The organism is Lysobacter korlensis (assembly GCF_042434515.1).
This window is the reverse complement of sequence record NZ_JBHLTG010000002.1, coordinates 193,034-214,309: the sequence shown is the minus strand read 5'-3', so window position 1 is coordinate 214,309 and position 21,276 is coordinate 193,034. Positions and strand designations below refer to the sequence as shown.

23 protein-coding genes and 2 tRNA genes are annotated in these 21,276 nt (G+C 70.1%); 21 read left to right on the top strand and 4 right to left on the bottom strand.

Annotated features, from left to right (window positions below; all coding sequences use genetic code 11):
• The first annotated feature begins 63 nt into the window (after positions 1-63).
• Complete coding sequence (locus ACFFGH_RS10200; RefSeq protein WP_386667860.1) at positions 64-1,137, top strand: aminotransferase class V-fold PLP-dependent enzyme; 1,074 nt, start codon at positions 64-66, stop codon at positions 1,135-1,137.
• A 21-nt stretch (positions 1,138-1,158) separates the two neighbouring features.
• On the opposite strand, the gene ACFFGH_RS10195 is transcribed toward ACFFGH_RS10200, so the two are convergent.
• Positions 1,159-1,722 carry a hypothetical protein gene (locus tag ACFFGH_RS10195; RefSeq protein ID WP_386667858.1) on the bottom strand — a complete coding sequence of 188 codons (564 nt, stop codon included), beginning with the start codon at positions 1,720-1,722 and terminating at the stop codon, positions 1,159-1,161.
• A 116-nt stretch (positions 1,723-1,838) separates the two neighbouring features.
• Between ACFFGH_RS10195 and ACFFGH_RS10190 the strand changes: the two genes are divergently transcribed.
• From ACFFGH_RS10190 to ACFFGH_RS10180, 3 genes are all read left to right on the top strand, one after another.
• Entirely contained in the window at positions 1,839-3,224 is a 1,386-nt protein-coding gene (locus ACFFGH_RS10190) for a glycine--tRNA ligase (protein ID WP_386667856.1), read from the top strand.
• A 98-nt stretch (positions 3,225-3,322) separates the two neighbouring features.
• On the top strand, positions 3,323-3,973 hold the full coding sequence (locus ACFFGH_RS10185) for a DsbA family oxidoreductase (protein WP_386667854.1): 651 nt from the start codon (positions 3,323-3,325) through the stop codon (positions 3,971-3,973).
• Positions 3,970-4,125 (top strand): hypothetical protein, encoded by a 156-nt coding sequence (locus ACFFGH_RS10180; RefSeq protein ID WP_386667852.1) that lies wholly within the window; start codon positions 3,970-3,972, stop codon positions 4,123-4,125. Before ACFFGH_RS10185 ends, ACFFGH_RS10180 begins: the two co-directional genes overlap by 4 nt.
• A gap of 81 nt (positions 4,126-4,206) precedes the next feature.
• Here ACFFGH_RS10180 and ACFFGH_RS10175 read toward each other — a convergent pair whose 3' ends face one another.
• Entirely contained in the window at positions 4,207-4,665 is a 459-nt protein-coding gene (locus ACFFGH_RS10175) for an aminoacyl-tRNA deacylase (RefSeq protein ID WP_386667850.1), read from the bottom strand.
• Between the two features lie 28 nt (positions 4,666-4,693).
• Here ACFFGH_RS10175 and dusB point away from each other — a divergent pair, with 28 nt between their 5' ends.
• The 9 genes from dusB (at position 4,694) to ACFFGH_RS10130 (ending at position 12,916) form a co-directional block, all read left to right on the top strand.
• Complete coding sequence (dusB, locus tag ACFFGH_RS10170) at positions 4,694-5,902, top strand: tRNA dihydrouridine synthase DusB (RefSeq protein WP_386667848.1); 1,209 nt, start codon at positions 4,694-4,696, stop codon at positions 5,900-5,902.
• Complete coding sequence (locus ACFFGH_RS10165) at positions 5,892-7,241, top strand: deoxyguanosinetriphosphate triphosphohydrolase (RefSeq protein WP_386667846.1); 1,350 nt, start codon at positions 5,892-5,894, stop codon at positions 7,239-7,241. Before dusB ends, ACFFGH_RS10165 begins: the two co-directional genes overlap by 11 nt.
• A 27-nt stretch (positions 7,242-7,268) precedes the next feature.
• Complete coding sequence (gene dnaG, locus ACFFGH_RS10160) at positions 7,269-9,410, top strand: DNA primase (protein WP_386667844.1); 2,142 nt, start codon at positions 7,269-7,271, stop codon at positions 9,408-9,410.
• 116 nt (positions 9,411-9,526) lie between these two features.
• The gene (locus ACFFGH_RS10155; protein ID WP_386667842.1) at positions 9,527-10,396 is read left to right on the top strand and encodes an ATP-binding cassette domain-containing protein; all 870 of its coding nucleotides are present in this window, start codon (positions 9,527-9,529) and stop codon (positions 10,394-10,396) included.
• An 18-nt stretch (positions 10,397-10,414) separates the two neighbouring features.
• Positions 10,415-10,487 (top strand) — tRNA-Asn (locus ACFFGH_RS10150).
• A gap of 114 nt (positions 10,488-10,601) precedes the next feature.
• The gene (locus ACFFGH_RS10145) at positions 10,602-11,510 is read left to right on the top strand and encodes a sensor histidine kinase (protein ID WP_386667840.1); all 909 of its coding nucleotides are present in this window, start codon (positions 10,602-10,604) and stop codon (positions 11,508-11,510) included.
• A complete protein-coding gene (locus ACFFGH_RS10140; protein ID WP_386667838.1) occupies positions 11,507-11,929 on the top strand; it encodes a response regulator in 423 nt (140 codons plus the stop codon). Before ACFFGH_RS10145 ends, ACFFGH_RS10140 begins: the two co-directional genes overlap by 4 nt.
• Positions 11,916-12,605, top strand: coding sequence for an AzlC family ABC transporter permease (locus tag ACFFGH_RS10135; RefSeq protein WP_386667836.1), 690 nt, complete (start codon positions 11,916-11,918; stop codon positions 12,603-12,605). The genes ACFFGH_RS10140 and ACFFGH_RS10135 overlap by 14 nt, the downstream gene beginning before the upstream one ends.
• Positions 12,602-12,916 carry an AzlD domain-containing protein gene (locus ACFFGH_RS10130; RefSeq protein ID WP_386667834.1) on the top strand — a complete coding sequence of 105 codons (315 nt, stop codon included), beginning with the start codon at positions 12,602-12,604 and terminating at the stop codon, positions 12,914-12,916. Before ACFFGH_RS10135 ends, ACFFGH_RS10130 begins: the two co-directional genes overlap by 4 nt.
• Positions 12,917-12,944: 28 nt before the next feature.
• On the opposite strand, the gene def is transcribed toward ACFFGH_RS10130, so the two are convergent.
• Positions 12,945-13,511, bottom strand: a complete 567-nt coding sequence (def, locus tag ACFFGH_RS10125; RefSeq protein ID WP_386667832.1) for a peptide deformylase — start codon at positions 13,509-13,511, stop codon at positions 12,945-12,947.
• A 40-nt stretch (positions 13,512-13,551) separates the two neighbouring features.
• Between def and ACFFGH_RS10120 the strand changes: the two genes are divergently transcribed.
• The 5 genes from ACFFGH_RS10120 (at position 13,552) to ACFFGH_RS10100 (ending at position 17,331) form a co-directional block, all read left to right on the top strand.
• The gene (locus ACFFGH_RS10120; protein WP_386667829.1) at positions 13,552-14,469 is read left to right on the top strand and encodes a DMT family transporter; all 918 of its coding nucleotides are present in this window, start codon (positions 13,552-13,554) and stop codon (positions 14,467-14,469) included.
• A gap of 73 nt (positions 14,470-14,542) precedes the next feature.
• Positions 14,543-15,835, top strand: coding sequence for a glycosyltransferase (locus tag ACFFGH_RS10115; RefSeq protein ID WP_386667827.1), 1,293 nt, complete (start codon positions 14,543-14,545; stop codon positions 15,833-15,835).
• A gap of 19 nt (positions 15,836-15,854) precedes the next feature.
• Positions 15,855-16,922 carry a metallophosphoesterase gene (locus ACFFGH_RS10110; RefSeq protein ID WP_386667825.1) on the top strand — a complete coding sequence of 356 codons (1,068 nt, stop codon included), beginning with the start codon at positions 15,855-15,857 and terminating at the stop codon, positions 16,920-16,922.
• A gap of 59 nt (positions 16,923-16,981) precedes the next feature.
• Positions 16,982-17,055, top strand: a tRNA-Ile gene (locus tag ACFFGH_RS10105).
• Positions 17,056-17,181: 126 nt separating this feature from the next.
• Entirely contained in the window at positions 17,182-17,331 is a 150-nt protein-coding gene (locus ACFFGH_RS10100) for a hypothetical protein (protein WP_386667823.1), read from the top strand.
• Between the two features lie 59 nt (positions 17,332-17,390).
• On the opposite strand, the gene ACFFGH_RS10095 is transcribed toward ACFFGH_RS10100, so the two are convergent.
• Positions 17,391-18,035 (bottom strand): ScbR family autoregulator-binding transcription factor, encoded by a 645-nt coding sequence (locus ACFFGH_RS10095; protein WP_386667821.1) that lies wholly within the window; start codon positions 18,033-18,035, stop codon positions 17,391-17,393.
• Positions 18,036-18,227: 192 nt separating this feature from the next.
• Here ACFFGH_RS10095 and ACFFGH_RS10090 point away from each other — a divergent pair, with 192 nt between their 5' ends.
• The 3 genes from ACFFGH_RS10090 to ACFFGH_RS10080 all read left to right on the top strand — a co-directional run bounded on the left by ACFFGH_RS10090 (position 18,228) and on the right by ACFFGH_RS10080 (position 21,243).
• Complete coding sequence (locus ACFFGH_RS10090; protein ID WP_386667819.1) at positions 18,228-18,587, top strand: hypothetical protein; 360 nt, start codon at positions 18,228-18,230, stop codon at positions 18,585-18,587.
• Positions 18,572-18,748, top strand: coding sequence for a hypothetical protein (locus ACFFGH_RS10085; protein WP_386667817.1), 177 nt, complete (start codon positions 18,572-18,574; stop codon positions 18,746-18,748). The genes ACFFGH_RS10090 and ACFFGH_RS10085 overlap by 16 nt, the downstream gene beginning before the upstream one ends.
• 134 nt (positions 18,749-18,882) lie before the next feature.
• A complete protein-coding gene (locus tag ACFFGH_RS10080) occupies positions 18,883-21,243 on the top strand; it encodes a glycoside hydrolase family 65 protein (protein WP_386667815.1) in 2,361 nt (786 codons plus the stop codon).
• Positions 21,244-21,276 lie beyond the last annotated feature (33 nt).

Below are 21,276 nucleotides of genomic sequence, written 5' to 3'. Positions count from 1 at the left end.
CTCAGGACCGAGGGTGCCGGATCGGCACTGTCGCCGGACGCCGATCCGCGGCATCATGGCGGCATGACTCGGACCGATCCACAGATCTCGGCGCCGGTGTCCGAAGGCCTCACGAGGGCCCGGGCAAGCTTCGACGCCGGCCGCGGCTTCCTCGCCGTGGCCTCCATCGGAATCCCCACACGGGAGACCGTCGCCGCGTTGCGGAAGGACCTCGACCTCTGGGCGGCCGCACGCCGGGATCCGCAGCACTACGACCCCGTGATCGAGCGGACGCGCGGATCGTTCGCGCGGCTCGTGGGGGTCGCCCCCGACCGTGTCGCCATCGGCTCGCAGACGTCCGTGCAGACCAGCGTCGTGGCGGCCGCGGTGCCGTCGGGCGCGAACGTGCTCATCGCGCACGGCGACTTCAGCTCGATCGTCTACCCGTTCCTCCAGCGCGACGACATCTCGGTCCGCTCGGTGCCGATCTCCGAGCTGGCGGATGCGATCGACGACCACACCTGGATGGCGGTCTTCTCGCACGTGCAGTCGGCGACCGGCGAAGTGGCCGACGTCGACGCCATCACCGCGGCCGCCGCACGGCACGGTGCGCTCACTTTCTGCGACGTCACCCAGTCCGCCGGCGTGCACCCCGTCGATGCGGGGATGTTCGACGTCACCGTGTGCCACGCGTACAAGTGGCTCTGCTCCCCACGCGGTGTGGCGTTCCTCTGCCTGTCGGAACGCGCGGCCGTGCAGCTGCGCCCCATCCAGGCGGGCTGGTACGCCGGCGAGGACGTCTGGCACTCCTGCTACGGGCCCACCATGAAGCTCGCGTCCGACGCCCGCCGATTCGACGTCTCGCCCGCCTGGCCGGCGTGGGTCGGCGCCGATCCCGCCATCCGGATGTTCGCAGACCTCGACATGGATGAGGTGTGGGCCTACACCTCCGGGCTCGGCGACGCCCTGTGCGACGAGCTCGGCATCGAGCGCGAGGGGCAGGCGATCGTGACCTGGCCGGACCCGGAGGGCGCCGACCTGCAGAAGCTGATCGCCGCCGGCATCCGGGCGTCCGGACGCGCCGGACGCCTGCGCGCCGCCTTCCACATCTGGAACGACCTCGACGACGTCGAGCTGGTGGTCCGGGCGCTGCGCTGACTCCGGGACCCGTTCCGGAGGTCACCGCACGGCGCGGGTGAGCGGTCCCGCCAGCCAGCGGCGAACCTCCCGCCGAGAGCGCAGCCGGACCAGGACCGGCGCGTCGGGCTGCCGCTCGAGGTCGGCGATCAGCGTCCGGTACTTGTGCCGGGTGCGGATCGCCCAGCGGACGATGTGGTCACGGTCGGTGAAGAAGGTCCGCAGTGGCGGTTCCGTGTTGGTGTTCCAGAGCACCTCGCGCCGCATCCTCCGCCGCAACGTCCGCCGGACCACCTGCCGCAGGGTGGTCCGGAACGGCAGATCCAGCCACACCAGCAGATCGGCACGCTCGAGGAGCATCGGCCTGACCGAACGGTACTGCCACTCCGCCACCCAGTCCGGCCGGGCGGTGATCCGCTCCACGGTCTGCGCGAAGTCCGGCTGCGGCGTCCACCCGGGGCCGTGATAGAGCCCGTCCAACTCCGTGTACGGGATGCCGGTCGCGGCGGTGATCCGTCGGCAGAGCGTGCTCTTGCCCGCGCCGGAGACCCCGGCGACCAGGATGCGGTGCGGGCGGGAGGGCAGCTCATCGTCCGCGGAGAGCACGCCATCATCGTAGAGGGGATGCCCGCGCGTTCGGGGGTCTCCCAGGCGCTCGGTAAGCTTGTGGATCGTCCGCTCGACCGGGCACCCAGCTCGGGAAAGACAACTGGAGATCATCCGTGGCAAGCGCCTCATCGCTCGATTCCGTCATCTCACTCGCCAAGCGTCGCGGCTTCGTCTTCCAGGCGGGGGAGATCTACGGGGGCTCGCGGTCCGCGTGGGACTACGGCCCCCTCGGCGTTGAGCTGAAGGAGAACATCAAGCGCCAGTGGTGGCGCTTCATGGTGCAGAGCCGCGACGACGTCGTCGGTCTCGACTCGTCGGTCATCCTGCCGAAGCGGGTCTGGGAGGCCTCGGGACATGTCGAGGTGTTCACCGACCCGCTCGTGGAGTGCCTGAACTGCCACAAGCGCTTCCGCGCAGATCACCTGCTGGAGGAGCACGAGCACAAGAAGGGACGGGCCCCGGAGAACGGCCTCGCCGACATCGCATGCTCGAACTGCGGGACGCGGGGTCAGTGGACGGAGCCGCGCGCCTTCAGCGGTCTGCTGAAGACCTTCCTCGGCCCGGTCGACGATGAAGCCGGCCTGCACTACCTCCGGCCGGAGACCGCGCAGGGCATCTTCGTGAACTTCGCCAACGTGCTGTCCGCCTCGCGGCTGAAGCCGCCGTTCGGCATCGGCCAGATCGGCAAGAGCTTCCGCAACGAGATCACCCCCGGCAACTTCATCTTCCGCACCCGCGAGTTCGAGCAGATGGAGATGGAGTACTTCGTCGAGCCCGGCACCGACGAGGAATGGCACCAGTACTGGATCGACCAGCGGCTCGGCTGGTACACCGGCCTGGGGATCCAGCCGGAGAACCTTCGCCTCTTCGAGCACCCCAAGGAGAAGCTCAGCCACTACTCCAAGCGGACGGTCGACATCGAGTACCGCTTCGGCTTCACCGGCGGTGAATGGGGCGAGCTCGAAGGCATCGCGAACCGCACCGACTTCGACCTGTCGACGCACAGCGCGGCATCCGGGAACGACCTGTCGTACTTCGATCAGACGAAGAACGAGCGCTGGACCCCGTACGTGATCGAGCCAGCCGCCGGACTCACCCGCTCCCTGATGGCGTTCCTGGTGGACGCGTACTCGGAGGACGAGGCGCCGAACACCAAGGGCGGAGTGGACAAGCGGACCGTGCTGCGGCTCGACCGGCGCCTTGCGCCGGTCAAGGTCGCGGTGCTGCCGCTGTCGCGGAACGAGCAGCTGTCCCCGATCGCCAAGGATCTGGCGGCCCGCCTCCGCGGCAGCTGGAACGTCGACTTCGACGACGCCGGCGCCATCGGCCGCCGCTACCGCAGGCAGGACGAGATCGGCACCCCGTTCTGCGTGACCGTCGACTTCGACTCGCTCGAGGACCAGGCCGTCACCGTGCGGGAGCGCGACTCGATGAGCCAGGAGCGCATCCCGCTCGAGAAGCTCCAGGGGTTCCTCGCGGAGCAGCTCGCCGGCGCGTGAGCGCCTGACTGCTCCCATTCCGGCTCGATGTGCCCGCCGCGGCGGCAACATCGAGCCGGAACGGGAACAATCCCGGAACTCGGGAGTTGAACCCCAGAGTGAGCGAACCCATCAAGGTCGACATCTGGTCCGACATCGCCTGTCCATGGTGCTACATCGGCAAACGCAAGTTCGAGCGCGGCGCGGAGCTGTTCGAGGGCGACGTGGAGGTCGAGTACCACTCGTTCGAGCTGTCACCGGACACGCCCGTCGACTTCGAGGGCTCCGAGGTGGAGTTCCTCGCCGGGCACAAGCGGATCCCCGAGCATGTGGCCCGGCAGATGATCGACCGGGTCACCGGCATCGCGGAGCAGGTGGGGCTGCACTACGACTACGAAGCGCTCCAGCACACCAACACGGTGAAGGCGCACGAGCTGCTGCAGTTCGCGAAGGCGAGGGGGCTGCAGCTCGAGCTGAAGGAGCGGCTGCTGAGGGCCTACTTCGTCGAGGGCAGGCACGTGGGCAGGGATGAGGACCTCGCGGACCTCGCCGCCGACGTGGGGCTCGACCGCGACGAGGCGCTCGCGGCGCTCCGGCAGAACAGCTACCTGCGCGCCGTGCAGGCCGATCAGGACCTGGCGCGCGAGTACGGGATCCAGGGCGTTCCGTTCTTCGTGTTCGACGGCAAGTACGGAGTGTCCGGGGCGCAGGAGGCGGAGACCTTCGCTAACGTGCTCCAACAGGCCCGAATCGAGAAGGACGCGTCATGACGGATGCAGCACGGGTGCCGGCACAGACTGTTCCGCTGCTGAAGATCGTCGACACGCCGGTCGCGCCGTCGTGCGACGGGGACTTCTGCGCCGTCCCGGAGCACCACACGCAGGCGGCCGTGAACCGCCGCGTCGACTCCGACGACATCTGATCCCTGATTGTTCCCGTTCCGGCTCGATGTTCCTGCCGCGGCGGACACATCGAGCCGAAATGGGAACAGTAGCGAGGCCGACTACTGGGAGATGTCGGCGACCGTCGCGCCGAAGGCGCGGATGAGGTCTCCGGAGTCGACCAGCAGGCTGTAGCCGTGCTCGCCCGCCCCCATCGCGATCCGCCCGGCGATGGACTCGTCCGCGTACACCGGCCACTCCGTCGTGCTGCCGAGCGGGGTGATCGTGCCCCGCTCGTACCCTGTGGCCTCCAGCGCGACGGCCGGATCCGGCAGTTGCAGCTTGTTCACCCCGACGAGCGCCCGCAGCTTCGGCCAGGAGATCTGCTTGTCACCCGGGATGAGCGCGAACAGGAACGTGCCGTCCGAGCGCTTGACGACGAGCGTCTTCACGATCTCGCGCGGCTCCACGCCGATCAGGGCAGCCGCCTCCTCGAGCGACTTCGCTGCCGGCCGCGACACGAACTCGATCGCGACCCCGCGGGCCGCCGCATCCGCAGAAACCCGCTCACGTCCGGACATCTGGCGCCTTTCTGGGAGAATCGAAGGGATGTCCACACTAATCGCCGCCCCAGCGCAGCGGACCACTGACCAGGGAACTGGCCAGCGGCTCGCCGGCCCCGCCCCCGCACTGCGGATCGGGCCGCTGGCGCTCGATGTGCCGGTGGTGCTGGCACCGATGGCGGGCATCACCAACACCGCGTTCCGGCGGCTGTGCCGCGAGTACGGTGCCGGCCTCTACGTCAGCGAGATGATCACCAGCCGGGCGCTCGTCGAGCGCACACCCGAGAGCATGCGACTGATCCGGCACCACGAGTCCGAGACGCCGCGAAGCATCCAGCTCTACGGCGTCGACCCGGGAACCGTCGCCGAGGCGGTCACGATGCTCGTCGCCGAGGATCGCGCCGACCACATCGACCTCAATTTCGGCTGCCCGGTGCCCAAGGTGACCCGCAAGGGCGGGGGAGCGGCGCTGCCCTGGAAGCTGGGCCTGTTCCGCGACATCGTCGAGCGTGCGGTGAAGGCAGCCGGCGACATCCCCCTCACCGTGAAGATGCGTAAGGGCATCGACGCTGACCACCTCACCTACCTGGAGGCCGGACGTGCGGCGGAGGGCGCGGGCGTCGCCAGCATCGCGCTGCACGCCCGCACCGCGGCCGAGTTCTACTCCGGCACCGCCGACTGGTCCGCGATCGAGCGGCTCAAGAGCGCGATCACCGGCACCCCGGTGCTCGGCAACGGCGACATCTGGAGCGCCGACGACGCCATCCGGATGGTGGAGCAGACCGGGTGCGACGGAGTCGTCGTCGGGCGCGGGTGCCTCGGCCGGCCGTGGCTGTTCGGTGACCTCGCGGCGGCCTTCCGTGGCGCTGACTCCAAGGTGGAGCCGAGTCTCGGCGAGGTGGCCACGGCGTTCAAGCGGCACGCGGAGCTGCTGGTCGAGTTCTTCCTCGGCGACGAGAGTCGCGCGTGCCGCGACATCCGCAAGCACGTCGCCTGGTACTTCAAGGGCTACGCCGTCGGCGGCGAGCTCCGGGCCCGGCTCGCGACGGTGGAGAGCCTCGGCCGGCTCGACGACCTGCTGGCCGAGCTCGACTGGTCGCAGCCGTATCCGGGCGAGGCGGCCGAGGGGCAGCGCGGCCGGGCCGGCACCCCCAAGAACCCGGCACTGCCCGACCGCTGGCTCTCCAGCCGTGAGCTCGGGGACGTCCATCGCGCTGAGCTCACCGAGGCGGAGCTGAACACCAGTGGCGGCTGACGGGGCGCCGGAGACCGCCGAGGCCGAGGGGATCGCGGATCCGACCGCCGACTCGACGCTCGGAGCACCCCCGACCGCGCCTGAGTTCGGAAACTCCGTGCCACCCGGCTACACCGACGTCGACGTCGAACGCTGGCACCCCGAGGACCACTCCAGCCGCCGCAGCGACTTCGCCCGGGACCGCGCCCGGCTGCTGCACTCGAGCGCCCTGCGGCGTCTCGCGGCGAAGACGCAGGTGCTGAGCCCGACAAGCGGCCTCGACTTCGCGCGCAACCGGCTGACCCATTCGCTCGAGGTGGCGCAGGTCGGCCGGGAGCTCGCGTCCAGCCTCGGCCTCGACCCGGACGTCGTCGACACCGCCTGCCTCGCCCACGACCTCGGGCATCCGCCGTTCGGTCACAACGGGGAGAAGGCGCTCAACGAGTGGGCCGCCGACATCGGCGGGTTCGAGGGCAATGCGCAGACGCTGCGCCTGCTGACCCGGATCGAGCCGAAGGTGTTCGGTGCCGACGGCCGTCCGTACGGGCTGAACCTCACCCGGGCGAGCCTCGACGCCAGCTGCAAGTACCCCTGGCCATCGAGCCGCGGCGTGCCGGATCCCAGCGGGCGCAGCAAGTTCGGCTACTACGACGACGACAAGCCGGTGTTCGACTGGATGCGGCAGGGCGCCCCGGAGCGTCGCCGCTGCATCGAGGCGGAGGTGATGGACCTCAGCGACGACATCGCCTACTCCGTGCACGACTTCGAGGATGCGATCGTCAACGGGTTCGTCGACGTGCGGCGGCTGAGCGCCGCCTCCCATCCGGACGACCTGGTCGACGCGATGTTCGTCTGGATCGGCGGTGAGATCGACCACGATGAGCTGCTGGCGGCGTTCGCCCGGCTGAAGGCGCTCGACGCCTGGCTGACCGAGTGGAATGGCAGCAGGCCGGCGCAGGGACGGCTGAAGAACCTCACCAGCCAGCTGATCGGCCGGTTCGTGATCGCGGCGACGCGCGCGACCCGTGCGGCGTACCCCGGCGTTTCCTTGGCCCGGTTCGCCGGCAGCGTGGTCGTGCCTCGCGAGATCCAGGCCGAGATCGCCGTGCTGAAGGGCATCGTCGCCGCGTTCGTGATGAGCACGAACGCCCGCCAGCCGATCTACCGCCGGCAGCGCACCATCCTCACCGACCTCGCGTCGGCGCTGCAGAACAACGCCCCGAAGCACCTCGACCCCGGCTTCGCGGCCGACTGGCACGCGGCCGACAGCGACGCGGCACGCAAGCGGGTCATCGTCGACCAGGTCGCATCGCTCACAGATCAGTCGGCGATGAGCTGGCACAGTCGCGTCCGGTCGTAGCGGCCCCGGCTCCGTACAATCGGAGGCGTGCCAGGCCTCATTCGCAGAAGCGACATCGATGAGGTCCGGGCGCGCACCAACATCGCCGACGTCGTGGGCGAGTACGTGACCCTGAAGCGCGCCGGCGTCGACTCCATGAAGGGCCTGTGCCCCTTCCACGACGAACGCAGCCCCAGCTTCCACGTGCGCCCGCAGGCTGGCCGGTACCACTGCTTCGGCTGCGGCGAGGGCGGTGACGTGTTCAGCTTCCTGGAGAAGATGGACTCGGTCAGCTTCACGGAGGCGGTCGAGCGACTCGCAGGCCGGATCGGCTTCGAGCTCCGCTACGAGGACGGCGGGACGGCGAACCGGGACTCGGGCAGTCGTGCCCGCATCCTCGCCGCGAACCGCGCCGCGGAGGAGTACTTCCAACAGCAGCTCCTCGCGCCGGAGGCCGAGCCGGGGCGGAAGTTCCTCGGCGATCGGGGCTTCGACCAGGCTGCGGCGCAGCGATTCGGCGTCGGTTTCGCGCCGAAGTCGTACGACGCGCTCGGCAAGCACCTGAAGTCCAAGGGCTTCACGGAGCAGGAGCTGGTCGCGGCGGGGCTGCTGGGCATGGGCGACCGCGGCGCCTACGACCGCTTCCGCGGCCGGCTGGTGTGGCCGATCCGCGACACCACCGGGCAGACGCTCGGCTTCGGAGCCCGCAGGCTGCTCGACGACGACTCCGGCCCCAAGTACCTGAACACGCCCGAGACGGCGGTCTACCACAAGAGCCAGGTGCTCTACGGGCTCGACCTCGCGAAGCGCGATATCGCCCGCGGCAAGCAGGTGGTGGTGGTCGAGGGCTACACCGACGTGATGGCCTGCCACCTCGCCGGCGTGACCACCGCGATCGCCACCTGCGGCACGTCCTTCGGGGTCGACCACATCAAGGTGGTGCGGCGGGTGCTCGGCGACGTCGAGAACGCGGATGCGCGGGGCCTCGGCGAGGTGATCTTCACCTTCGACCCGGACGAGGCCGGTCAGAAGGCCGCGAGCCGCGCCTTCGCCGAGGAGCAGCGGTTCGCCGCGCAGACCTTCGTCGCGGTGGCGCCGGAGGGGCTCGACCCGTGCGACCTGCGGCTCGCCCGCGGCGACGATGCGGTGCGGCTGCTCATCGCCCAGCGCCGGCCGATGTTCGAGTTCATGGTGCGGCGGGTGCTCGCGGCCCACGACCTCGACACCGTCGAGGGCCGGGTCGGAGCGCTGCGCGCCAGCGCGCCCATCGTCGCCGGCATTCGCGATCAGTCGCTGAGCAGCGGCTACGTGCGGAACCTCGCGGGCTGGCTCGGCATGGACCTCGGCGAGGTCGGCCGTGCGGTGAACGCCGCACGACCGAAAGGTGCCCCGGCGCCGTTCCAGCCGCCGCCCGCGCGGCAAGGCGAGTTCACCCGGGGCGGTGGCACCTCCGGACGGCCCGGGCAGCCCTCCGGCTCAGGACGGACGGGCGGCTCCGGACAGTGGAACCGCGAGGGGAGCGGGCGCGGGTCCTGGAACCGCGACGCGCAGGGCAACCGTCAAGGGCAGCGATCCTGGGACTCCGAGCGGAGCCGGCAACCCGATGAACGGCGGCGGGTCCAGGGCGGCCATGACGCTCCGCCTCCGGATTACTATGACGCCCCACCGCCAGAGCCCGACGAGTTCGCACCACCCGCCGCGCCCAGCCAGGAGCGGCCGCCGTCGATCTTCGATCTTCCGGCGGACCCGGTGACCCGGCAGGAGCGGGATGCCCTCATGGCGCTGCTCCAGCACCCGGCCGCCGTCGGCCACGACCTCGCGCAGCGTGCCGCGCACGTCGGATTCCGCAACCGCGCGCTCGCGGTCGTCCGCGATGCGATCGCCGCCTGCATGCCGCACTTCGAGGCGCCGGACTGGGTTGCCCGGGTGCTGGAGGAGACCCCGAAGCAGTTCACCCGGATGGTGGAGGAGCTCACGGTCGCTCCGATCCCGCAGCGGCCGGAGCAGATCGCTCCCTACTGCCGTGACATCGTCACGGGGCTCATCGACCGTGACATGCTGCGCCGGAAGGCAGACCTGCTGGGTGCCCTCCAGCGCACCGACGCCAGGGCGGAGCCGGACCGCTACCGCACGCTGCAGCTCGATCTCGTCACCCTCGAGGCCGACCGGCGTGCGCTCCGGGCGGAGTGAGCAGGTCCGCACCGGAACAGATCGCGTGTCTGGCGGAGCCGCGTGCGCTCAGGGCCGCGGCGCTCGGACTCGGCTAGCCTGGAAACGGCGTTTGCGGCGGAGTGTGGGGTGACTGGATGACGGACCAGGAGTTGGCCATCCTCGCCGACGACCTCTGCGCCCACTATCCCGGTGAGCGCCGAGGCGCGCGCGGCCTCGCCCTCAACGGTGTGAGCTTCCGCCTGCGGCCGGGCGAGATCCTCGGGGTGGTCGGTGAGGCCGGCTCCGGCAAGAGCACCCTGGCCCGCACCATCGCGGGGCTCAGCGGACTTCCCATCCACGGCTCACCGCGGATCTCCGGCGGCAGTCTGCAAGTGCTCGGCCTCGAGGTGCGCGGCATGCGATCGAAGGCGCGTGACCGGCTGGCCCTCCGGGTCGGGTACCTGCCGCAGGACGCCGGCGCGCTGCTCGACCCGCACCTCACGGTGGGTGAGAACGTGTCAGCGCCGATCTTCGCTCGGGACAAGCACTTCAGCTCTCGCGACGCCGGCGAACTCGTCGCCACGCTGATCGACGCGGTCCACCTGCCGCTCGGGATCCTCACCAAGTACCCGCACGAGCTGAGCCGCGGCCAGCGGCAGCGTGTCGCGCTCGCTCGTGCGCTCATCCTGGAGCCCGCGCTCCTGATCGCCGACGACCCCACCATGGGCGTGGACCTGCTGGTGCGCGGCGCGATCCTCGACGTGATCGGAGAGCTGCGCTCGACCCGTGAGTTCAGCGCGTTGATCATCGCGCACGAGGTGGGGGAGCTGCGCCGCATCACGGACCGGGTGATGGTGATGCACCAGGGGATGACGGTGGCGCTCGGAACGATCGACGGGGTGCTCGCCGACCCGCGGCACCCGTACGTCCAGCGGCTCGCGGTCGAGTACCGCATCGAGCATCCGCAGCAGCGACTCGCGGGACGCGCGCGCGATTTGGCGCTCCGGGCGCGGCTGGTAGAGTAGCTCCGCTGATCCCAGCGATCCTCGATAGCTCAATTGGCAGAGCAGCCGGCTGTTAACCGGCAGGTTGATGGTTCGAGTCCATCTCGGGGAGCAGTGAAGGCCTCCGCTTCGGCGGGGGCCTTCTGTGTTGTGCCCTTCGGGGTGACGGGAGCGCCGTGTGCAACGCGGATAGTCTCTTCTCGGACGTCTGGAGGGGATGGGGCGAGTGATCGAGCAGCTGTCTGAGCGACTCGGCGACCCGGCGATCGCGATCGCCGCCGGTGCTCTCGTGCTGCTGGCGCTCGTGCTGCTGGTGCTCTGGCTCCTCGCCCTTCGCGGCCGGCGCCGCGAGGCGGCCAAGCGGGTCGCGCTCGAGCGGGAGCGCATCGACCTGCAGCTGTCGCTGGCGGAGCAGACCGGCCGGCTCCGCATCATCCGGGAGCTGCACGAGGTGGCGGTGCACTCGATGTCGGTGATGATCGGACAGGCGGACGGGATCCGGTTCGCCGCACAGTCGGATCCCGAGGTCGCGGTGCGGGGCGCCACCGTGCTCGCGGACACCGCCCGGGTGACGATCGCGGATCTCCGCCGCGTGATGCGCGTGGTGCGGGAGGGGGAGGCAAGCGCGCGCACGCAGCCGCGGCTCAAGTCCCTCCGTGAGCTCTTCACGGTGATGCGCGACGCGGGGCTCGTCGTCGTGTTCGAGGAGACCGGCGACCGATTCGACCTGGTTCCCGGGGCGGAGCTCGCGATCTACCGGATCCTGCAGGAGGCGCTCGCGAACTCGCTCCGTCACGGCGGCGAGGGCACCGAGGCGAAGGTGAGCCTCACCTGGACCACCGACGGGCTGCAGGTGCGGGTTGACGACGACGGCGAGCGGACGCGGGTGCGACGGTCGGGGCTCGACCCGAACGAGGCGTCGCAGCAGCGCGGCTACTCGATCGACGACGACCTGCACGCGCTCACCGACGTGGTGTCGGGACGCGGGATGACCGAGATGCGGCAGCGCGCCGAGCTGTTCGGCGGCGTCTTCCAGGCGAACGCCCTGCCTGGTGTCGGCTTCTCCGTCGGAGCGGTGTTCCCGGCCCTGAAGTACCACAACGGCGTGCACGGCGTGAACCTGGAGCGCGCGTGATCAGGGTCGCGATCGCGGACGACAGCCCGCTCCAGCGCGCCGGATACCGAATGGTTCTGGAATCGCAGCCGGACATCGAGGTGGTCGGCGACGCGTCGGATGGAATCTCGTTCATGCGCCTGGCGCACCGGAAGCGGATCGACGTCGCCCTGCTGGACGTGCAGATGCCCCGGATGAACGGCATCCGCACGGCCGAGCGGGTGCTCGAGGACAAGCGCATCCTCGACCTGGGTCCGCGTCCTCGCGTGATCCTGCTCGCCTCCGTCGACATCGAGGACCACATGGCCGCCGCCGCGGCGGCGAACGCCGCCGCACTGCTGTACAAGGACGTGCGCCCCGAGGTGCTGCTCGAGGCGATCCGGCTCGCGGCATCCTCCGCCGAGTCCGCCCCGACGCCGCGAAGCCGTGGCCAGGAGTAGCGAGGAGCGCGCCGCGATCCGTTCCAGCTTCGCGGTGGGGCTGGCCGTCGCGGCGTACGGCGTCTCCTTCGGCGCACTGTCGGTCGCTGCCGGACTCGATGTCTGGCAGACGTGCGTGCTCAGCCTGTTCATGTTCTCGGGAGGGTCGCAGTTCGCGGTGATCGGCCTGATCGCCTCAGGAGGCACCTCCGCCGGGGTGGCGGCCGTCACCAGCGCGGCGCTGCTCGGTGTGCGGAACGGCCTCTACGCCATCCGGCTGAGCCCGATCATCCGTGGGCCATGGTGGCGGCGCCTGCTCGCCGGCCAGTTCACCATCGACGAGACGACCGCCGTTGCGACCGCCCAGCCGACTCCCGAGGCACAGCGCGCCGGCTTCTGGTGGACAGGACTGATCATCTACATCGGCTGGAACCTCACCACCCTCGCGGGCGCACTGCTCGGCGATCTGCTGGGCGACGTTCGCGCATTCGGACTCGACGCGGCGGCGGCCGCCGCGTTCCTCGGACTGCTCTGGCCGCGCCTCACCCGGCTGCAGCCGATCGTCGTCGCGGTCGCGGCGGCCGTCTTGGCGGCGGCGCTGACCCCCGCGCTGCCGCCCGGCGTGCCGGTGCTCATCGCGGCGGCCGTCGCGGTGGTCGTCGGCGTCTTCAACTGGTTCGAGCGGCGGCCGGCATGACGGTGTGGAACGTGGTGCTCCTGGCGTCGGTGGTGGTGCTGGCGTTGAAGCTCTCCGGATACCTGGTGCCCCGCGAGTTCGTCGAGCGGCCGGGCCCGTCGCGGGTGGTCAACCTGCTGACCGTCGCCCTCCTGGCCGCACTGGTCGCGGTGCAGACGCTCGGCAGCGGCGCCGGGATCGCGGTGGATGCGAGGGTGCCGGCGCTCGGCGTCGCCGGGGTGCTGTTCGCCTTGCGTGTGCCGTTCATCCTGGTGATCGTCGCCGCCGCGGCGACCGCGGCACTGCTTCGGCTGGCCTTCGGCGCAGCCTGACCGCTCGGTCGCTGAGCCTGTCGAAGCGTCAGTCGTCCAGGTGGTCGCGCCCCGGCAGCCAGCTCTGCCCCGGCACACCCCAGCTGCGCTTGCGGATGGCTTTCCCCACCGCTTTGCTGTGCGGATGCGCGAGCCGGTCCGCGTACAGGATGCCGTCGAGGTGGTCGTACTCGTGCTGGAAGATGCGCGCGAGCCAGCCCTCAGCCTCGGTCTCGAACGGCCTGCCATCGGCGTCGAGCGCGCGCAGCAGCGCCTTGTCGGCGCGGCGCAGCGGGAACCGCTCACCGGGGATCGACAGACATCCCTCCGACTCGCTCTCCTCGTCCGCTTCACCGATCCGGGGCGGGCTGAGCCACAGCTCGGGGTTCACCGCGACGCCGCTGTGTTCCACGCCATCCGAGCCGGTCCACGCATACACGAACACCCGCAGCGGCACGCCGACTTGCGGGGCGGCGAGACCCACCCCTGGTGCGGCGTGCATCGTCTCCATCATGTCCGCGACGAGGCCCCGCAGGTCGGCGCCGAAATCGGTCACCGCCGCGGCGGGCTCATGGAGCACCGGATCGCCGGTGATTCGTATGGGGAGCGCGGCCATTCGCCAAGGATATCGGCCGGTGACCCGGTAGATTCGTCGCGTGCCGCCCGAGTTGACCGACCTCGCCGAGCGCATCAGCCTGACGCCGTATCAGGCCGCGGGGATCCCGATCGCGCTCCTCGGTGCGGTTTTCCTGTCGCTCGGTGCACAGTTCCAGCACAGCGGCGTGTCGAGCGTCGAGCGCACCCACGGCAGTGGGAACAAAGCCGGGTTGAGCATCCGGCAGCTGATGCGTCTGCTCGGGCGACCAGCCTGGGTGGTGGGGACCGTGATGCTCGGGCTCGCCATCCTGCTGCAGCTGATCAGCCTCGGTCTCGCCCCCCTGATCGTCGTGCAGCCGCTCGGCGCCATCGCCCTCGTGATCACCGCGATCCTGAACTCACGCAAGTATCAGGTGAAGCTCGATCACAAGTCCATCCGCGCCATCGTGATGTGCGTCGGGGGAGTGGGGCTCTTCGTCACCATCGCGGCGTTCACCGCGACGGAGCGTCCGATCACCGAGCGGCAGCTGGTGATCATCCTCGTGACGCTCGCCGTGATCGTGGTGCTGCTCGCCGTGGCGTTCGCGCTGCTCCGCAAGCGGTTCGGCGCGATCTTCTACATCCTGGCCGCCGGTGTGCTCTACGGATTCGTCGCGACGCTCGCGAAGGTGGTGCTCAACCGCATCCAGACCGGCAACTTCGAGGCGCTCACGATGGTCTGCATCGCCGCGCTGCTCGCCGCCACGGTGCTGGGCGCGTACTTCGTGCAGACGGCGTACTCGGTGGGCTCGCCCGACCTCGTGATCGCGGGACTGACGGTGGTGGACCCGCTCGTCGCGGTGGCTGTCGGGATCCTGGTACTCGGCGAGGCGTCCCAGGCGCCGCTGTGGGCTGTGATTGCGTTCGTGCTCAGCGGGATCATCGCGGTCGTCGGCGTGTTCCAGCTGGCGAAACACCATCCGCAGACTCACCGCTAGGGTACGGTGGAAAACGACCCGGCAGCCGGCCGTGACAAAGCGGCATGCTCCCGAAACAAGGAAGAAGACAGCTGTGGCTGATTCCTCGGACACACCGGCGAAGGCCCCGTTGCGGGTCTTGATCGGCTGTGACACCTTCGCCCCCGACGTCAACGGCGCCGCCAAGTTCGCCGAGCGCCTCGCCGCCGGCCTCGTCGCTCGAGGGCACGACGTGCATGTCGTCGCGCCCGCAGCCAGCCGCAAGCACGGCTCCTGGATGGAGGTCCACGAGGGCCAGCCGATGATGCTGCACCGGCTGAAGAGCTGGCGCTGGTACCCGCATCCGTGGCTGCGGTTCGCCCTGCCGTGGCGGATCGAGGCGAACGGCCGCAAGCTGGTCGAGCAGATCAAGCCGGATGTGGTGCACTTCCAGTCGCACATCGTCGTGGGCCGGGGACTGTCGAAGGCCGCGATCGAGCACGGCATCCGGCTCATCGGCACCAACCACTTCATGCCGGACAACGCGGTGCAGTTCACGCTCATCCCGAAGTGGTTCGTCCCGACCGCGATCAAGATGCTGTGGGCCGCCGCCGACCGGTCGTTCCGCCGTGCCGAGGCGGTCACCACGCCTACCCGCCGCGCCGCCGCGTTCCTCGAGGCGCACACCTCGCTGAACCAGGTGCACGCCATCTCGTGCGGCATCGACATGCACAACTACACGCCCAACTTCGCTCCGCGCACCGAGAACCGTGTGGTCTTCGTCGGTCGCGTCGAGGAGGAGAAGAAGCTCGACGTGCTGCTGCGCGCGGTCGCGCTGATGGACCCGAAGCTCGACGTGAAGGTCGAGATCGTCGGCGACGGCGAGCATCGCCGGACGCTCGAGAACCTGACCGTCGAGCTCGGCATCCGCAGCAACGTGCACTTCGCGGGTCGCGTCAGCGACGAGGACCTGCGCGCCGCCCTCACCCGTGCCAGCGTCTTCGCGATCGCCTCGATCGCGGAGCTGCAGAGCATCGCCACGATGGAGGCGATGGCCTCCGGGTTGCCGGTCGTCGCCGCCGACGCGATGGCGTTGCCGCACCTCGTGCATCACGGTGAGAACGGCTTCCTGTTCTCGCCGGGGAACGCGGCGGAGCTCGCCGCCCGGCTCACCGAGGTGCTCACCCTCCCCGAAGACGAGTACCTGGCCATGAAGAACGAGAGCCTGCGGATCGTCGAGGCGCACGACATCGAGCGCACCCTCGCCACCTTCGAGGCCCTCTACCGCGGCGAGATCGTCACCGACCCGGTGACCGAGGTGCCACGGCGGAGCGCCGCCGCGCGGCTGAAGGCGATTCGCGGACAGGCGACGGACCTCTCCCGCCGGATCCGGGCCGGCCGCTCCTAGGAAGCCGGTCGAGGGGCGGATGTTCTTCGCTCAGATCGGCAGCGCCGCGGTCGTCGTCATGACTTCAGCGCTGCTGGCCGGGTGCACCGCCCCGGAACCGGATGCCGGCAACCGCTCCGGGACGACGGGACCTCGTGCGACGTGCTCACCCGCCCCTCCCTCGGCGGCACTTCGGTTCACTGCGGCCGGCGACTACTCGTTCAGCCCCGAGGCGGAGGCGGTTCTCGGGTGTATCGGCCAGTCGCAGCCGGATCTGCATCTCGCCGTCGGAGACCTCTCCTATGGCGAAGCGGGGGAGGAGCACCTCTGGTGCGACTTTGTGACGCAGCACGTCGGTGAGGACCTCCCCTTCGAGCTGCTCGCCGGCAATCATGAGGGTGACGGGCGCAACGGGTTGATCGACGAGTTCGCCGACTGCCTGCCGAACCGGCTGCCGGGGCTCCAGGGCGAGTATGGCGGGCAGTACTTCGTCGACGTGCCGGAGAACGATCCGCTGGTGCGGTTCGTGCTGATCTCGCCGGCGATCGCCTTCGCCGACGGAGTGTGGGACTACGGTGCGGACACCGAGCGCTTCGAGTGGACCCAGGCGGCGATCACCGGCGCCCGGGACGTCGGCATCCCCTGGGTGGTCGCGGGGATGCACAAGCCCTGCCACTCGATCGGAGACCACCCCTGCGAGCCTGGTGCGGCGATCACGAACCTCCTCGTGGACTCCGGCGTCGACCTCGTGCTGAGCGCCCACGAGCACATCTATCAGCGCACTCACCAGCTGCAGACGGGGGAGCGATGCCCGCACCTCCCGGCCGACGCGTTCGAGCCCGGGTGCCTCGCCGATGACGACGCGGAGATGCTGGCGGGCAAGGGGACGGTGTTCGTGACCGTCGGCACGGGCGGCGCGCCGTTGCACGATGTGAACCCCTCCGACCCGGACGCCGGGTACTTCGCGGTTGCGTCCGGCGCCAACCGGGATCCGGCGTGGGGCTTCGTCGAGGTGGACGCGGACGAGACCGGACTGTCGGTCTCGTTCCGCCCGGTGATCGGCTCCTTCGAGGACGCCTTCGCCATCACGTCCGGGGGCGGAAGGTAGGCGGTATCGTTGGGACGCGGCCGAACGGCCGCGGTCGCGCGTGCTCCGGCACCGCGCCCGGGGCGGTAGCTCAGCCGGTTAGAGCAGCGGACTCATAATCCGTCGGTCACGGGTTCAAGTCCCGTCCGCCCTACTCAGAGAGTCCCCGGGGGCGCCCGACTCGCCACGCAAGCCGCCACACCGATCCGTTCACATACCTTCTCCTCGTGTTCACCCGCATGGTGCAAGCTCTCCTGCACGGAGAAGTGAGGAGAACTCGATGAGCTCGCAGCATGCCGCCCGGGTTGGAGCACCCAGGCTCGTCCGCTCGGCGCACGAGCCGTGGTTGATGCGCGTAGCGTTCGCCACCGCCGGTGCCGCGGTCACCGCCGGTCTCACCGGGGTGTTCGCGCTCGTCAGCTGGCACTGACGGAGGCCACCGGTCCCCGATCGATCAGGTGCGGACCGGCGGCGATATCGTGATCGCGATCAGCGCGCCTCCGGTGCATCGATGAGCGTCGGGAGGGCGCGCAACTGGCCCCACCGGCTCTCGTTCGCGACCGAGGGCAGCAGGATCTCCCACATCTCCCGGATGCGGGTGAGCAGGTCCTGCCTGGCGGTGAAGACCGCGGCCACCAGCTGCACCCCGGTGAAGGCCGGGATGACGAACCTCGCCAGCGCGTCGGGCGCGATGTCCACCCGGATATCGCCTTCGTCGATGGCGCGGTGGATCAGATCCTCGAAGACCAGCAGCCAGTCGCGGTAGGGCTCGAGCACGGTCGGCGGGAACGACGCCGCCTCGGTGGTGAGCCGGATCCCCGCCTGAACCACCGGGTCGTGCATCAGCTGCCTGCCAAGATCTGCACACAGCAGGATCATGGTCTCGAGCGCCGGCCTGCCGAGCGCGACGATCGCCTTCCCGGAGAGCTGAGAGATGCGATTCTGCTCGGCGATCACCGCGTAAGCGAGCTCTTCCTTGCTGCCGAAGTGAAAGTACAGGGCGCCCTTCGTGACGTCGGCTTCCCTGACCACGTCGGCGAGCGACGCGTTCCCGTAGCCGAGACGCTCGAAGACGACCGCAGCACCTCGGACGATCGCATCCCGGGTCGCCATGGCTCGCGCTTGGGGTGACATCGTGTCTCCTCACGGGAGCGACGGAGCGGGCGTGCGCCCGGGATTCGGGGGAAGCCTATTCGGACGCGATGCCGCCCACCCTGAAGCGGGGCACCGACACGCCGTTGAAACAAAACCAACCGGCCGGTATGGTCGGAACTCGGCGCATGCTGTCGATCGGACAAAACCCCGAGGCCGGTAGGGAGAAACTGGATGAAGGTGATCGTCCGGGGCGTCGTGCTCGGGTCGCTGGCACTCGTGATGACGGGGTGCAGCCCATTCCCGCAGGGGCTCGCCGGCGATCCGCTGCCGCCCGCAGTGGACCTGCCGTCACTTCCCGAGGGAGCGCGGGTCGACTACGTCACCGAGCTCGACGGCGTCGACTACTACGTCGTGGAGGGAAGCGAGTCGAGCAGGTGCATCGTCCACTACGCCTCCGAGACCGACTGGAGTGCGGGATGCGGCCCGTCGATCCGCATGACGAACCGCGGAACGACCGTCGCCTGGTTCGAGGACGGCGCCCCCACCGACGATTGGTCGGAGCTGGGCGGCGGCCTGTGGATCACGACCTGAAGCCGGGTCGCGCGGCGCGCATCGCCCTCGGCTGCGGCATCGCCGCGATCGTCGTGGGTCTCGGGCTCGTGCTCGCCACCGTGCACCCGGCGATCCCGCTCATCGCCGGAGGGACGATTCTGTTCGGGGTCGGCGTGTTCACCTGGCGGCGCCGGTCCTGACCCCTGCGGCTCGGGGGTCCGCCCGGTCCCAGGCTTCCATCCCGCACCGTCTGCTATGCCTGGAGGATGCAGGTGTCCCTCCGCCTCGGCGGCCGTCCGAACCTCCGGTCGCTCGTTCCGGCGAAGGCCACCGCATGACGGACGGACTCCGCTTCGATCTCGACCCGTGGAGCGTCGGGCTGCATGACGTCGACCTCGACCACCTGGGGCACGTCGAGTCGGTGTTCGCGCTCTCGAACGGGAATGTCGGGTGGCGGGGGAACCTCGACGAGGGCGAGCCCCGCGGGGTCCCCGGCAGCTACCTCAACGGTGTGTTCGAGCGCCATCCGATGCCATACGCGGAGGGCGGCTATGGGTACCCGAGCTCAGGCCAGAGCGCGATCGACGTTCCCGACGGCAAGATCCTCCGCCTGCTGGTCGATGACGAGCCGCTGGACCTGCGGACGGGGCGTCTCGGCTCCCACGAGCGGCGTCTGGACTTCCGCAGCGGCACGCTCCGGCGGGAGCTCGAATGGACGTCGCCCGCCGGCCGCACGGTGCGGGTCACCTCCGAGCGGCTCGTCTCGCTCACCCACCGTTCCGTCGCCGCGCTCCGCTACCAGGTCGAGCCGGTCGACGGACCCGCGCTGGTCACCCTGCAGTCGGAGCTGATCGCGGGGGAGCAGCCACCCACCGACTATCCCGATCCCCGCGTGCAGGAGGCGCTGTCCGCCCCGTTGCGGCCGGTCGCCCAGCACGCGGTCGACGGTCGTGTGACCCTTCTCCACCGCACCCGGCGAAGTGACATCGGCGTCGCGGTGGCGATGGAGCATCTGATCACGGCGCCGCGCACCGCGGTGACGGAGTCCGAGGCGTCGCCCGATCTGGGGCGCACCACGATCGCCGTGGGGCTTGAGCCGGGCGAGCGGCTGCTCGTCGTGAAGATCGTGGCGCACGAATGGTCGGCGGAGCTGTCGCCGTCTGCGCTTCGTGATCGCGCTGAGGCCGGGCTGCGGGAGGGGCTCCGTGCGGGCTGGGAAGGGCTCGCCACGCTCCAGCGGGAACGGCTCGACGACTACTGGGCGTGCGCCGCCGTGGAGATCGACGGCGACCCACGACTCCAGCAGGCGGTGCGGTTCGGCCTGTTCCACGTGTTCCAGTCGGCTGCGCGGGCGGATCTGCGTCCCGTGCCCGGGAAGGGGCTGACCGGGCCGGGGTACGACGGGCACACCTTCTGGGACTCGGAGGGGTTCGTCCTGCCCGTGCTCACCTACACGGCGCCCGAGGTCGCGGCGAACGCCCTGCGATGGCGGCACGCCACACTCGGGCACGCCCGAGACCGGGCCAGGCAGCTCCATTTCGACGGCGCCGCATTCCCCTGGCGCACCATCGACGGCCAGGAGGCGTCCGGATACTGGCCGGCCGGCACGATCGCGTTCCACATCAACGCCGACATCGCCGCAGCCGTGCTGCGGCACGTCCAGGCCACCGGTGATGCAGAGTTCGAGCGGGAGGTGGGGGTGGAGCTGGTTGTCGAGACGGCGCGACTGTGGATGTCCATCGGCCGGTGGGACGACTCCGGCCGCTTCCACATCGACGGGGTCACCGGTCCGGACGAGTACACGGCCATGGTCGACGACAACGTCTTCACCAACCTGATGGCGCAGCAGAACCTCAGCGCCGCTGCCGATCTCATCCGCCGGTACCCGGAGAACGCTCTGGCGCTGAAGGTCGACGACGCCGAGGTCGCCCGGTGGACGGGCGCCTCAGCCGCGATGACGGTGCTCTACGACGAGCGCCGCGGCGTCCATCCTCAGTCCGCGGGCTTCACCGACCATGAACGGTGGGACTTCGATTCGACCCCGCCAGGGCGGTATCCGCTCCAGGACCACTACCCCTACTTCGATCTCTATCGCAAGCAGGTGGTCAAGCAGGCGGACCTGGTGCTGGCGATGCACTTCCGGCACGACGCCTTCACGCCGGAGCAGAAGGCCAGGAACTTCGCCTACTACGAGGCCCTCACGGTGCGCGACTCGTCGCTCTCCGCGGCGTCCCAGGCCGTGATCGCCGCCGAGGTGGGACACCTCGAGCTCGCCGCCGACTATCTCGCCGAGGCGGCCCTGCTCGACCTCGATGACATCCACCGCAACACCGACGACGGTCTGCACATCGCTTCCCTCGCGGGCATGTGGGTCGCGCTGACCGCGGGGTTCGGTGGCATGCGGCACGGGTCCGACGGCCTCCGGTTCGAGCCTCGGCTGCCTCCGTCTCTCGCCCGCATCGCGTTCGGGCTCCGCATCGGGAGCGGCACGCTGCGCGTCGAGGTGCGGCCGGATTCGAGCGCCTATTCCCTCGTCGGCGGCACCCGGTGCGCGCTGCGGCACTTCGGCGAGCCGGTGACGCTCGACCCGGGCGAGAGCGTCACCCTTCCCACCCCGCCCCTCGGCGATGTCGGTCCGGCCCCGGAGCAGCCGCCGGGACGGTCGCCCCGGGAGATGCTCGCCTCCCGGGACTGAGCGGCAACGCCGGACCGGTGTGCGAGGCTGATC

Excerpts from the sequence above, each read along its gene's own strand:
- def (WP_386667832.1), bottom strand. The coding sequence starts at position 13,511 with ATGGCCGCGCTCCCCATACGAATCACCGGCGATCCGGTGCTCCATGAG.
- ACFFGH_RS10090 (WP_386667819.1), top strand. The coding sequence starts at position 18,228 with ATGAAGGTGATCGTCCGGGGCGTCGTGCTCGGGTCGCTGGCACTCGTG.
- ACFFGH_RS10130 (WP_386667834.1), top strand. The coding sequence starts at position 12,602 with ATGACGGTGTGGAACGTGGTGCTCCTGGCGTCGGTGGTGGTGCTGGCG.
- ACFFGH_RS10095 (WP_386667821.1), bottom strand. The coding sequence starts at position 18,035 with ATGTCACCCCAAGCGCGAGCCATGGCGACCCGGGATGCGATCGTCCGA.
- ACFFGH_RS10100 (WP_386667823.1), top strand. The coding sequence starts at position 17,182 with ATGAGCTCGCAGCATGCCGCCCGGGTTGGAGCACCCAGGCTCGTCCGC.
- ACFFGH_RS10180 (WP_386667852.1), top strand. The coding sequence starts at position 3,970 with ATGACGGATGCAGCACGGGTGCCGGCACAGACTGTTCCGCTGCTGAAG.
- ACFFGH_RS10110 (WP_386667825.1), top strand. The coding sequence starts at position 15,855 with ATGTTCTTCGCTCAGATCGGCAGCGCCGCGGTCGTCGTCATGACTTCA.
- ACFFGH_RS10200 (WP_386667860.1), top strand. The coding sequence starts at position 64 with ATGACTCGGACCGATCCACAGATCTCGGCGCCGGTGTCCGAAGGCCTC.
- ACFFGH_RS10080 (WP_386667815.1), top strand. The coding sequence starts at position 18,883 with ATGACGGACGGACTCCGCTTCGATCTCGACCCGTGGAGCGTCGGGCTG.
- dusB (WP_386667848.1), top strand. The coding sequence starts at position 4,694 with ATGTCCACACTAATCGCCGCCCCAGCGCAGCGGACCACTGACCAGGGA.
- ACFFGH_RS10155 (WP_386667842.1), top strand. The coding sequence starts at position 9,527 with ATGACGGACCAGGAGTTGGCCATCCTCGCCGACGACCTCTGCGCCCAC.
- ACFFGH_RS10175 (WP_386667850.1), bottom strand. The coding sequence starts at position 4,665 with ATGTCCGGACGTGAGCGGGTTTCTGCGGATGCGGCGGCCCGCGGGGTC.